This is a genomic window from Pseudomonas syringae group sp. J309-1 (genome assembly GCF_032582135.1).
Classification (GTDB): domain Bacteria; phylum Pseudomonadota; class Gammaproteobacteria; order Pseudomonadales; family Pseudomonadaceae; genus Aquipseudomonas; species Aquipseudomonas quasicaspiana.
On the sequence record NZ_JAWHNU010000006.1, the window covers coordinates 35012 to 47686 of the forward strand.

Below are 12675 nucleotides of genomic sequence, written 5' to 3' on the forward strand. Positions count from 1 at the left end.
CCCCCTCTATAACTCTATCTCTTTTTTAATAAAAAAAAAATACTGAGACCGTCAATTTTTGGGGGCCCCCGCCCCCCCCGACACCCTGCTCTCCTTTTGCACCCAGGATCGCCATCATGACAACCTCAACTATCAAGCCTCAGGCCCTCACGCCTGACGATAACCCGTCAGTTAAAGGCAGCGTGACCAAACCCGGCTGGTTTCTGGTCAGCCCATCGGTCCTGCTGTTGCTGGTGTGGATGATCGTCCCGCTAGGCATGACCATCTACTTCTCGCTGATTCGTTACAACCTGCTCAACCCCGGCGAGAACGAATTCGTCGGTCTCGAAAACTTCGAATACTTCGTCACCGACAGCGGATTTCTTCCTGGCGCGACCAATACGCTGTTGCTGGTCGGCAGTGTGCTGTTGATCAGCGTGGTGTTGGGGGTGCTGATTTCTGCCCTGCTGGAAGCGAGCGAGTTTCTCGGGCGCGGCATCGTGCGGGTATTGTTGATTTCGCCATTCTTCATCATGCCCACCGTGGGCGCGCTGATCTGGAAGAATCTGATTTTCCATCCGGTGTCCGGCATCCTCGCCTGGGTCTGGAAGCTGTTTGGTGCCCAGCCGATTGACTGGCTGGCCAATTACCCACTGCTGTCGATCATCATTATTGTCTCGTGGCAGTGGCTGCCGTTCGCCATCCTGATCCTGATGACCGCCATGCAATCGCTGGATCAGGAGCAGAAAGAAGCCGCACGGCTTGATGGCGCCGGGCCTATCGCTATTTTCTGGCATTTGACGCTGCCGCATCTGGCCCGGCCGATCGCCGTGGTGGTGATGATCGAAACCATCTTCCTGCTCTCGGTATTCGCGGAAATCTTCACCACCACCAATGGCGGTCCGGGCTTCGCCTCGACCAACCTGGCGTACCTGATCTACAACCAGGCCTTGCTGCAATTCGACGTGGGCATGGCGTCCGCTGGCGGTTTGATTGCCGTGGTCATTGCCAACATTGCTGCAATCATCCTGATCCGGATGATCGGCAAAAACCTCACTGACAAGTCCTGAGGGCCGAATCATGATGACGCTCAAACAATCCCGACGCCTGCAGAGCGTGCTGCTCGGCACCTTGTGCTGGGTGATCGCCGCGCTGATCTTTTTCCCGATCTTCTGGATGGTCCTGACCAGCTTCAAGACCGAAATCGACGCGTTCGCCACGCCGCCGCAATTTATCTTTACGCCGACCTTGGAAAACTACCTGCACATCCAGGAGCGTAGTGACTACTTCCACTTCGCCTGGAACTCGGTGGTGATCTCGTTCAGCGCAACGATTCTGTGCATGCTGATCGCGGTACCTGCAGCCTACTCCATGGCTTTTTTCGAGACCAAACGGACCAAGAACACGCTGTTGTGGATGCTCTCGACGAAGATGCTGCCCCCGGTGGGCGTGCTGATGCCGATCTACCTGCTGGCCAAGACCTTCGGCCTGCTGGACAGCCGCATTGCGCTGATTGTGATCTACACGCTGATCAACCTGCCCATCGTGGTCTGGATGATTTACACCTATTTCAAGGATATCCCCGGTGAAATCCTCGAGGCATCGCGACTGGACGGTGCCAGCACTCGCCAGGAAATCTTCAAGGTGCTGATCCCGATCTGCAAAGGCGGCCTGGCATCCACTGCGCTGTTGTCGCTGATCCTGTGCTGGAACGAGGCGTTCTGGTCGCTGAACCTCACCTCGTCCAACGCTGCGCCACTGACTGCGCTGATCGCCTCCTACTCCAGCCCCGAAGGGTTGTTCTGGGCCAAGCTCTCCGCTGTCTCGACCCTGGCCTGCGCGCCGATCCTGATCTTCGGCTGGATCAGCCAGAAGCAACTGGTGCGCGGCCTGTCGTTCGGGGCTGTTAAATGATTAATCCAGAAGACACTTTACCTGTAGGAGCTGCCCTGATGTCCCTGACACCGCGCTGTCGCGCGGCTACCGGACCTGTAGGAGCGCGCTTGCCCGCGATTCGGTCTGTGAGTTTATGAATCTACCGCCTGTGCTGACGTAATCGCGGGCAAGCGCGCTCCTACAGGTAAAAAGCATTCCAGATCAGGTAATTGCATTTTGTTTGATAGGCGCGCAACCCGGTCGCTCCTACAAGAATAGGGTCAACCATTTCTGAAATATTCAAGAATAAGAACGGAGGCCACCATGGCTAACCTCAGCATCAGAAATCTGCAAAAAGGCTTCGACGGTCACCAGATCATCAAAGGTATCGATCTGGACGTGAAAGACCGCGAGTTCGTGGTCTTCGTGGGGCCGTCGGGCTGCGGCAAATCCACCCTGCTGCGATTGATCGCCGGGCTGGAGGATGTCACCTCCGGTACCATTGAGCTGGATGGCCGGGACATCACCCAAGTGACGCCTGCCAAGCGTGACCTGGCCATGGTCTTCCAGACCTACGCCCTGTACCCGCACATGACCGTGGGCAAGAACCTGTCTTTTGCTCTGGATCTGGCCGGTGGCGACAAAGCCGTGATCAAAAAGAAAGTCGATGAGGCAGCGCGCATCCTTGAGCTGGGTCCACTGCTGGAGCGCAAACCCAAACAGCTGTCCGGCGGTCAGCGCCAGCGGGTAGCCATTGGTCGCGCCATCGTGCGCAACCCGAAAATCTTCCTGTTCGATGAGCCCTTGTCGAACCTTGACGCCGCCCTGCGCGTGCAAACCCGTCTTGAGTTGTCGCGCCTGCACAAAGAACTGCAAGCGACGATGATTTACGTGACCCACGATCAGGTCGAAGCCATGACCCTGGCCGACAAAGTCGTGGTGCTCAATGGCGGCAAGGTCGAGCAGGTGGGCTCCCCGCTTGAGCTTTATCACCATCCGGCCAATCTGTTTGTCGCGGGTTTCCTCGGCACACCGAAAATGGGCTTTCTCAAAGGCATGATCAGCCGCGTCGATGCAGGCGGCTGCGAAGTGACGCTCGATGCGGGCGCAGTCATTAACTTGCCGTTCGGCAGTGCACAACAGAGCGTCGGCGATCCGGTCACCCTCGGCATCCGACCGGAGCACCTGAACCTTGCCAAAGAAGGCGACTGCCAGATGCAGGTCATTGCCGACGTCAGTGAGCGTTTGGGCAGCGACACTTATTGCCACGTGCGCACCCGCTCCGGGGAAGCCTTGACCATGCGTATACGCGGGGATCTGGCCAGCCAGTATGGCGACACGCTCAATCTGCATCTGGATAGCGCTCACTGCCACTTGTTCGACGCTCAGGGTCTGGTGATTGCCAAATCCCTGCCGGTCGCCGCCTGATACTCAGGGATCATCGCCATGAAATTGAACAAACAGAATATGTCCCGGTTAGAGCACAGCATCGCCCTGCCCGGCTACAGCCCGGAAAGTACTACACAAGGTATTGCCCACATTGGCGTGGGTGGCTTCCATCGTGCGCATCAGGCGGTTTACACCGACGCGCTGATGAACAGCGGCGAGGGCCTGGACTGGAGCATTTGCGGCATTGGTTTGCGCCCGGAGGACCGTGGCGTGCGTGATGCCCTCGCGGGTCAGGATTACCTCTACACCCTCTATGAACTAGGCGATACACCCGACACCGAAACCCGGATCATCGCGTCCATCAGCGGCATGCTGCTGGCCGAAGACGATATCCGGACCGTCATAGACAAGCTGGCCAGCCCGCAGATTCGCATTGTTTCTCTGACCATTACCGAAGGCGGTTACTGCATTGATGACAGCAACGGCCAGTTCATGACTCACTTGCCGCAGATCCAGCATGATCTGGCGTATCCAGACGCACCGCGCACTGTCTTCGGATTGCTATGCGCAGCTTTGGCAAAACGGCGCGCTGCGGGCACACCGGCTTTTACCGTGATGTCCTGCGATAACCTGCCGCACAACGGCGCCGTCGCACGCAAGGCGCTGCTGGCGTTCGCTGCCCAGGGAAACCCGGATCTGCATGACTGGATCGCCGAACAGGTCAGTTTTCCCAATGCCATGGTCGACCGCATCACACCGATGACCAGCACATCCCACCGCTTGAAGCTTGCCGACGAAAAAGGCATTGATGATGCCTGGCCGGTGGTCTGCGAGCCTTTTGTGCAATGGGTGCTGGAAGACAAATTTGTCGATGGTCGTCCGGCCTGGGAAAAAGTCGGCGTGCAATTCACCGACGACGTCACGCCCTACGAAGAGATGAAGATCAAGCTGCTTAATGGCAGCCACCTGGCGCTGACCTATCTGGGCGCACTCAAGGGCTATCGCTTCGTTCACGAAACCATGAATGATCCATTGTTCGTTGCCTATATCCGCGCGTACATGGATCTGGATGTCACACCGCAACTGGCTTCGGTGCCGGGCATCGATCTGGAAGGCTACAAGGACACGCTGATCGAGCGGTTTTCCAATCAGGCGATTGCGGATCAGCTGGAGCGCGTGTGCTCGGACGGGTCGTCGAAGTTTCCAAAATTTACCGTCCCCACCATCAATCAGTTGATTCTTGATCATGGCAACCTGGAGCGCGCCTCGTTAGTGGTGGCGGCCTGGGCGTTGTACCTGCAAGGCAGCGAAGGCGAAAACGGCGTGACCTACAAGATCGTCGACCCTCGTGCGGAGTTCTGTAAGGCGCTGGTGGCCGACGATGTCTTGATCGTGCAACGGCTGCTGGACGTCGAGGAGATATTCGGCACCGCCATTCCACAGTCAGCTGAATTTGTCGCTGCCTTTGAAAAGAACCTGAACAGCCTCAAGCAATTGGGCGTCAGCAAAACTCTGGAAAACCTGTTGGCCAAAACAGCCTGAGGTGCCTATGTTTCTCGGAATCGATTGCGGCACCCAAGGCACCAAGGCCATTGTCCTCGACGCCCGCACCGGTCAGGTGCTGGGCCAGGGCTCTGCGCCGCACAGCATGATCAGTGGCCATAACGGTCGCCGTGAACAGGATGTGCAGCAATGGCTGACGGCCTTCGAACAGGCGACTGCCGGAGCGCTGCTTGAAGCGGGCATTTCCGGACAGCAGATACTCGGCATCGGCGTCTCGGGCCAGCAACACGGCCTTGTACTCCTTGATGCCGACGGCCAGGTGCTACGCCCGGCCAAACTGTGGTGCGACACCGAAAGCACCCCGCAAAATGACCAGTTGCTGGAGTATCTCGGTGGCGAAAAGGGTTCGCTGCAGCGCCTTGGCGTTGCCATTGCACCGGGCTACACCGTATCCAAACTGCTCTGGACCAAGGAGCAGCACCCCGAACTCTTTGCCCGCATCGACAAGATTCTGCTGCCCCATGACTACCTCAATTACTGGCTGACCGGACGTTGCGCCAGCGAATATGGCGATGCGTCAGGCACCGGGTATTTCAATGTGCGCACCCGGCAGTGGGATATGGCGATCCTTGAGCACATAGATCCCAGCGGCAACCTGAGCCGGGCACTGCCCCAATTGCTGGAAGCGCACGAGCCGGTTGGCACTGTCTTGCCGGAGATTGCCCAACGTCTGGGCATCAACCCCGCCGCGGTGATTTCCAGTGGCGGCGGCGACAACATGATGGGGGCCATCGGCACAGGCAATATTCATCCCGGTGCAATCACCATGAGCCTCGGTTCGTCGGGCACCGTCTATGCCTTTGCCGATCAGGCACGCGTGAGTGAACAGGCTTCGGTGGCGACGTTCTGCTCATCCTCCGGCGGCTGGCTGCCCTTGATCTGCACCATGAACCTGACCAATGCCACAGGCGTTATTCGTGAGCTGTTGGGGCTGGATATCGCAGCCTTCAACAACGCCGTCGGTCAGGCCCCGATTGGTGCCGAGGGCGTGTCGATGCTGCCGTTTCTCAATGGCGAACGCGTGCCTGCCCTGCCCCATGCCACTGGCAGCATTCTGGGTCTGGATGCTACCAATCTGACCCAGGCCAACCTGTGTCGGGCGGTAGTAGAGGGCACCACGTTCGGTTTGCGTTACGGCCTGGATCTGTTGCGCGCCAACGGCATCAAAAGCGCTAACATTCGGCTGATCGGCGGCGGTGCCAAGAGCGCCATCTGGCGGCAGATAGTCGCCGATATCATGGATACGCCGGTGATCTGCACCGAGCAGGCCGAAGCGGCGGCGCTGGGCGCTGCCATTCAAGCCGCCTGGTGTCACGCCAATCGGCAAGAGACAGGCGAAATGCTGGATATTCTATGTGCCCGCTGCGTGAGCCTTGATAACAGCAGTGAAACCCGTCCCGTCCCGCAGAACGTCGCCGACTATCAGCAGGTCTATGAGCGGTATCGCAATCAGTTGCAGGCGCTGTGAGCTCGCGTTCCTCGCCCGACTGACGTATTTATTTCAGGAGCACCTATGTTTCTCGTTTGTGGCGAAGCACTGTTCGACTTTTTCAGCCAGCCCGACAACAGCGGGCAGCTCAACAAACTGGGCTTTCAGGCAATTGCGGGCGGTTCACCTTTCAACGTAGCCGTGGGCCTTCGCCGCCTTGGCATCGATGCGGGACTGTTTGCCGGGCTGTCCAGTGACTATCTGGGTCAGCGCTTGCGCAGCGTGCTGGATAAAGAAGGCGTCAGGCCCGACTACCTGATCGACTTCGACGCCCCGACGACCCTTGCCATGGTGGCAGTCGGGGCAGACGGTTCACCGCACTACAGCTTTCGTGGCGAAGGCTGCGCGGATCGACAACTGCGCCTTGAACACCTGCCGGAGCTGGATGAACAGGTACGCGGGATTCATGTCGGCTCGTTCTCACTGGTGGTCCAGCCCATCGCCGACACGCTGCTGGCTTTGGTGGCGAGAGAAAGCGGCAAACGGCTGATCACCCTGGATCCGAATGTACGCCTCAACCCGGCACCGGATATCAACCGCTGGCGCGAGCAGATCAGCGCCTTTGCCGAGCACGCGCACATTATCAAGGTCAGCGACGAAGACTTGAGCCTGCTCTACCCGGACAAAGACCCACAGGTCGTCGCCCAGAGCTGGCTGAGCAAGCGTTGTCAGTTGGTGGTGTTGACTCAGGGTACTGAGGGAGCAACGGTCTTTACTCGCCAGCACGGAAGCTGGTCAGTTGCTGCGCAGAAGGTCGTGACTGCCGACACGGTTGGCGCAGGCGACACTTTCCAGGCCGCGTTGATTACCTTCCTGACCGAGCGCCATCTGGATGACCCGCTCAGCTTGCCAACCCTGCGCAAGGAAACGGTGGATGAAATGCTCGGGTTCGCCGTACAGGCAGCAGCGCTGACCTGCACCAAGGTCGGACCGGATTTGCCGTATCGGAATCAGTTGGGGTAGTAGCCTACCCTTTTGAAAGGCAAACACAGAAACTTGTGGGAGCTGAGCTTGCTCGCGATGCATGAGACGCAGCTTGAAGACATACCGCGTTATCGTTTATCGCGAGCAAGCTCAGCTCCCACAGGTCCTATGGCAATCCCACAGATCTGCGTTGCTCTTGCCAGTAATGCCTTAAACCAGCGCCAACCGGGCCGCCAGGATTTTTCCGTTTACATCAGCGGTAGTCTGTTGCTGCTGCTCTTTCAGGGCTGCCTGAAGTTTAGTGTCGACGTCCAGCTTCTGTTCAGGCGACATGGAATCGTATTCCTCCTTGCTGACACCAGTCAGTTGCTCGCGCATCTTCTCCGCGGGCGTCAAGTTCATGTAATCCGAGAACTCCTGCTGAGCAGAGGTGAACTTCGATGCCGCGTCGGCCACATCAGCTTCGCTGGTTACCGCAGAATCGCGGGCTGCAATGCTGTTGTCACTGGCTGCAGATACAAATGAAGGTGCAGCCTCATTGTCAGTATTTTGCGTAGCCGTCTTCAGGCTGAGGAGCATTTTGGCAAACGCTTCGTCATAGGCCTCATTCTGCTGACTGCCACTGTTTTGCGCGACGGGATCCACGGCCGGGACCGGGCTGGTAGCACCGGTTGGGACGGAGAACGCATCGGTTGCCACATCGTCTTGAGTCTTGCGAGCCACCGCCTGAGAAACCAGGTGATGGAGCGCACTGATACTAGCGGTAATCATGCTTACCTCCTGCTGCCTGTTGTGATGCACAACCTGAGTAGCAAGACTGATGCCATTTGACTCGTTGCTCTGGAGCGCTCGGAACGCCTGATGTCCAGACGTGCACCTCGAAGGTCGCGAGAAGAGGTACGGCAATCGCCGGCCAATTGTGGCCAAGGATTGCCGGTCTACTACCTGTCACGCAACAGCAGTTTGTCCTCCGGCAGCGGCACAGCAAAGAAGTAGCCCTGGGCCTGACCCGCACCGATCTCCCGTAACAGGTCAAGGGTGGCCTGATCTTCTACGCCCTCCGCTACAACGGTCAGATCAAGAGACTCGGCCATCCTTACAATTGCACGCACGATCGCCCGGCTGCGGGCGCTGGTGGTCAGTTCAAGGGTGAACGACTTGTCGATCTTCAGACCGCTGAAGTGATACTGATGGACGTAACTGAGGGACGAGAAACCCGCGCCAAAATCATCCAGCACCACTGACATGCCATGGTCAGCGAGCTGCTTCATCGATTGCCGGGCCAATTCCGGCTCCGCAACCAATGCGCCTTCAGTAAGCTCCAGACAAATTCGTGAAGGCGCCATTTCGTAATTTGCCAGCAGTGTCAGCACTTCACCGGCAAACTCAGGGCGGGTAATGCTGTAGCTGGAGCAGTTCACATGTACCGTAGGCCAATGCTCGTTGCCCGGCCGTGCAAGTATCTCCACGACACGCCGCAACATGTACAAGTCCAGCCGCCCTATCAGACGCAAGCCTTCCAGCGCGGGCAGGAACTGACCGGGAGCCAGAATCCTGCCGTCGGGTTGGCGCCAGCGGATCAACGCCTCCAAAGCCAACAGCTTGCCGCTGTTCACATCGATGATCGGCTGAAAATACGGAATCAGCTCGTCCTTGCGCTTGAGGGCATTGCGCAATGCACCCTCGCGCTCGACCTGGTCCGACACCTCGCGGCGCAACTCCTGGTTGAACACCGCATAACTGTCCCGGCCACCGTTCTTGACCCGATACATGGCCATATCAGCATCACGCAGCAAATCAGCAGGCATCTCATGAAACTGACTGTCAGCCCCGACTACGCCAATGCTGCAGGACGAAAACACCGCATGGCCGTCAATGAAGAACGGCAGATCAAAGGCTGCGAGTATCCGTTCGGCAATCCCGATGGCCATATCCAGCGAAGCGCCAGCGGCCAGTACAGCAAACTCATCGCCACCCAGTCGTGCCAGTAGATCAGAATCGCGCATGCAGCCACGCAAGCGATCAGCGGCCTGAGTCAGCAACTGATCACCAAAATGATGACCCAGACTGTCGTTGACCAGCTTGAAGCGATCCAGGTCGATGAACATCACACCCAGATCACGACCGGTGGTGCGAAACTCGAGCCATTCCGCATGCAGTCGCTGCTGCAAATGGCTACGGTTTGGCAAGCCGGTGAGCGAGTCATGCGAGTTCTCGTGCTGAAGTTTGGCGTTGGCGTAATCCAGCTCTCGGGTCCGGTCCTGAACACGCGCCTCAAGCCGCAGGTTGGCGGTGTGTACCGCTTCGGCAGCGCTGCGCCGGGAGAGCGCAGTGTCGATATGCCTGGAAACGAAAGTCAGGAGCTCCTGGTCGCGTAACGAGTAGCGTACCAGCGGCGAATAACTTTGAACGGCAAGCACACCCCGCACATCATTGCCGTCGAACAGCGGAATCCCGAGCCATGACGAGGAACGGATCCCCTCCCTCACCACATCAATCTCGCCGCTGGCTTCAAGCCTGAGGGTTTCATCCTGGTCGATAAGGCAGGCACGACGCTGACGAATCACATACTCGGTTAGGCCACGCTGACCACGCCTGGCCTGCGGACGAGTAGCCTGGCGCTCATCGACGTAGTAAGGAAAGGTCACTTCTCCCGTGGAATTGTCAAACAGTGCAATGTAGAAGTTCAGGGCGACCAGCAACTCACCTACGATCAGATGCAGGCTGTGAAACAGCTCAGCCATGTCACCAGGCTGACTGGACAATTCGGCTATCTGAAACAGCGCACTTTGCAGATGCTCGGCACGCTCACGTTCGGCCACTTCCTGACGCAGGGCGTTATTGAGGGCCGAGAGCTCCTGGGTGCGCAACATGACGGTTCGTTCAAGATCGGCGCGATGCAGGATACGATCCAGTGCCATGGCCACGTGGCGAACCACAACCAGAAACAAGGCTCGGTCCTCGGCACTGTAAACCCGGGAAACGTCGTATACCTGCATGGCCAGCATGCCGAATACTTCGTCCGAAGCATTCTTCAGCGGTGCGCCCATCCAGAACTCCGGGCGATGACCTACGCAATAGAACCGCTTTTGCAGCTGAGCCCGTTCGATACCTGCCGCGTCGACAAACAGCGGTTGTGCGCTATTCAAGACATAGCCGGTCATCGACAGCCGTGAGCGATCCAGATATTCGGACGCGTCCGACTCCAGCGCGTCGAGATCTGTGATGTCGACGTAATACGGGTAGGTAATCTTGTCGGTGTCAGAATCGTAAAGCGCGAGATACAGGTTCTCCGCATCAATCAGCGAGGCAAGCTGATGATGCACCCCCTCCAGAAAAGCGCCACGATCCCGGGTAGAACTAGCCAGATAGGTGATTTCATACAGCACCCGCTGGGTAATCTGGGCCCGAGCCAGGGCATCGGTCTGCAAGCGGTGACCCAGACGTAATGCCAGCCCGGGTAGATCTGTATCGCAGGCCTCGTTTTGCGGCGCGACCAGCCACGCCAGCACGCCCTCGCCTTTACCGGCAGCCCAACGCTGTAACCTGTATTCGCGACAGAAATCATCAAACCGGTCGTTGGCAACGCTCACAGACCAGCGCATCGGGCTTTCGCCATGCCCCAACAGATGCATAGGGTCACCGACGGCATACACCGCCCACGGCACATCCCCCATCCGATCCTTGATCGCGGCAAGTACCACTTCGATGGGTTCACCCCCGAAGTTCTCTACAGCACCCGGCGCTGCGTCGGCCAGGTATCTGCTGGCAGGATCATCGGCAACACTTGATTGAGCTCGGTCAGAGGCCAAGGGAGGAACACTCATGAAAGCTCCAAAACCAGAGACAGCAGGCGCTTATATTCGGGGCGCGTGCAAAACCGTGCAAGTGGCATATTCATATCAGGCGCAAGAAAGCCGCCAGAAGTATCGGCATGCGAATTCCAGCCTTGAATACAAACAGGTTTGAATCTCGGGAAAACTCTTTGGACGCGGCAGGATAACGTTAATCAAGCAGCCAGAAAGGTGATTGGGTAACGTTCAGGTAATAAGACGGGAGGTCACATCGGTAATACCTAGCAGCTGAGCCTGATCCAGCACCGATGCAGGGGGGGCATCGGCCGTGGGCATGATCAGGCTGTTCTCTGCATCGCCGAAGTGCAACTGCAGCAAATGCAGAGCGGCGATGTGAGCAGGCAGCGACGATTGCTCAAGCTCAAGCAAATGTTCGCGCATTTGCTCTTTGAACCGGTAGGAAATGCAGTAACGATAAGTCATGCCCATTTGCCTGTGTCAGCTCAACGCATGGCCGTACATTTCGGATTTCTTGATGAAGGCGCTCCAACGACCAAAAGACAGACTTTGACGCGCAGTGGCAGCGATCCACACAGGACCTGTGGTCTGGTGTGTACCAACCATTCCCATCATGGCTGTGGTTGCGTCGTTCAATTCAAACATCAGTACGTTTGCTTGAGTGCTGAAATCGATGTGCATAGTCATGGGTTAAGCCTTTTTAGCGATGGAGGCGTTTGGACAAACACCTCCTTGCACGTCATAGGACACTGCATACGCGTATATAGCGGTGAGCTTCCGATGAGCGGTCCTTAATAAACGTTTTCTATTTTACGGGTCGCAGCCGATGTTCGAGTGCAGACCCGGCCTGCAATGCTGCTTGCACCTTTTGAGGGCGCCAGACCGTCATTCAGCCAAAGCATATATATGTACCGACCTGGCGATGGAAAAGGCCTGCAAACTGCTCCCCTCGTGGACAGCAATACTTTACTGGCCGAGGCCCTGAATCGCCTTATCCAGCCCGAAACCAGGATTCGACCCTCAAGTTTTTTGCAGCTCATACCGAAACAAGTAAGCAAGGGATGCCAGAAATGGCATCAATCCTGCTTAAGTCATATTTATGAAGGTTTTGTGACATTATGATTACCGCATCAGACATCTTAATCACCTTCGCAATTTTGAAGTAATGCGTCCGCCTGCTGTTTTGCGGCGATTACATACGAGGTGAGTACATGATGAAAGAACGGGCAACAGTGATTTGCAAACGCGACGGCAGGATACTGTACGTGCGCAAGCCAAAGTCAAAATGGGCTCTGCCGGGCGGCAAAATTGAAGTCGGTGAGACGCCAGAGCAGGCAGCAGTTCGTGAGCTGAACGAAGAAACAGGACTGGAAAATCTCGATCTGGTCTATCTGGCTGAGTACGAGAAAGATAACGTCACGCACTACATCTTCATGGCTGTACTTTCATCATCGGCCAAACCCGCGCCGCAGAATGAGATTGCCGAGTGCAAATGGTCGCACGTCAAAAACGTCAGCGACCTTAATGCCAGTGCGGCAACCAAATCCATCGTTAAATCGTTTGCCAAACAAGCGGTTTAACCCCCGCCCCTATTTGCCAGCGTTGGCACGGTTGTGTGAAGCGTTATCAGGTCAGTGGATTACA

The 12675-nt window shown here is 57.1% G+C and carries 12 protein-coding genes; 8 read left to right on the forward strand and 4 right to left on the reverse strand.

Going from position 1 to position 12675, the window contains the following annotated elements; translation table 11 throughout:
• Positions 1–116: 116 nt before the first annotated feature.
• From RX972_RS05040 to RX972_RS05065, 6 genes are all read left to right on the forward strand, one after another.
• Positions 117–1049: a carbohydrate ABC transporter permease gene (locus RX972_RS05040; RefSeq protein ID WP_231665907.1), complete on the forward strand. Its 933-nt coding sequence runs from the start codon at positions 117–119 to the stop codon at positions 1047–1049.
• A gap of 10 nt (positions 1050–1059) precedes the next feature.
• Positions 1060–1893, forward strand: a complete 834-nt coding sequence (locus RX972_RS05045; RefSeq protein WP_316873079.1) for a carbohydrate ABC transporter permease — start codon at positions 1060–1062, stop codon at positions 1891–1893.
• 285 nt (positions 1894–2178) lie between these two features.
• Positions 2179–3282 carry a sn-glycerol-3-phosphate ABC transporter ATP-binding protein UgpC gene (locus RX972_RS05050; RefSeq protein ID WP_316873080.1) on the forward strand — a complete coding sequence of 368 codons (1104 nt, stop codon included), beginning with the start codon at positions 2179–2181 and terminating at the stop codon, positions 3280–3282.
• Positions 3283–3300: 18 nt separating this feature from the next.
• Positions 3301–4785 (forward strand): mannitol dehydrogenase family protein, encoded by a 1485-nt coding sequence (locus tag RX972_RS05055; RefSeq protein WP_316873083.1) that lies wholly within the window; start codon positions 3301–3303, stop codon positions 4783–4785.
• A 7-nt stretch (positions 4786–4792) separates the two neighbouring features.
• Positions 4793–6274: a xylulokinase gene (xylB, locus tag RX972_RS05060; protein ID WP_316873085.1), complete on the forward strand. Its 1482-nt coding sequence runs from the start codon at positions 4793–4795 to the stop codon at positions 6272–6274.
• A gap of 45 nt (positions 6275–6319) precedes the next feature.
• Positions 6320–7258: a carbohydrate kinase family protein gene (locus tag RX972_RS05065; protein ID WP_122394708.1), complete on the forward strand. Its 939-nt coding sequence runs from the start codon at positions 6320–6322 to the stop codon at positions 7256–7258.
• 171 nt (positions 7259–7429) lie between these two features.
• On the opposite strand, the gene RX972_RS05070 is transcribed toward RX972_RS05065, so the two are convergent.
• Positions 7430–7990, reverse strand: a complete 561-nt coding sequence (locus RX972_RS05070) for a hypothetical protein (protein WP_316873088.1) — start codon at positions 7988–7990, stop codon at positions 7430–7432.
• Positions 7991–8160: 170 nt separating this feature from the next.
• Positions 8161–11046: an EAL domain-containing protein gene (locus RX972_RS05075; protein ID WP_410478197.1), complete on the reverse strand. Its 2886-nt coding sequence runs from the start codon at positions 11044–11046 to the stop codon at positions 8161–8163.
• Between RX972_RS05075 and RX972_RS05080 the strand changes: the two genes are divergently transcribed.
• Positions 11045–11188, forward strand: coding sequence for a hypothetical protein (locus tag RX972_RS05080; RefSeq protein ID WP_161628566.1), 144 nt, complete (start codon positions 11045–11047; stop codon positions 11186–11188). The two genes, RX972_RS05075 and RX972_RS05080, sit on opposite strands and share 2 nt — an antisense overlap.
• Before the next feature lie 71 nt (positions 11189–11259).
• Here the strand turns inward: RX972_RS05080 and RX972_RS05085 are convergent, their stop codons facing one another.
• Positions 11260–11496: a hypothetical protein gene (locus RX972_RS05085; protein WP_099268811.1), complete on the reverse strand. Its 237-nt coding sequence runs from the start codon at positions 11494–11496 to the stop codon at positions 11260–11262.
• A gap of 15 nt (positions 11497–11511) precedes the next feature.
• A complete protein-coding gene (locus RX972_RS05090; RefSeq protein WP_049826797.1) occupies positions 11512–11718 on the reverse strand; it encodes a hypothetical protein in 207 nt (68 codons plus the stop codon).
• Positions 11719–12245: 527 nt separating this feature from the next.
• Between RX972_RS05090 and RX972_RS05095 the strand changes: the two genes are divergently transcribed.
• A complete protein-coding gene (locus RX972_RS05095) occupies positions 12246–12611 on the forward strand; it encodes an NUDIX hydrolase (RefSeq protein ID WP_099268963.1) in 366 nt (121 codons plus the stop codon).
• The last annotated feature ends 64 nt before the right edge of the window (positions 12612–12675 follow it).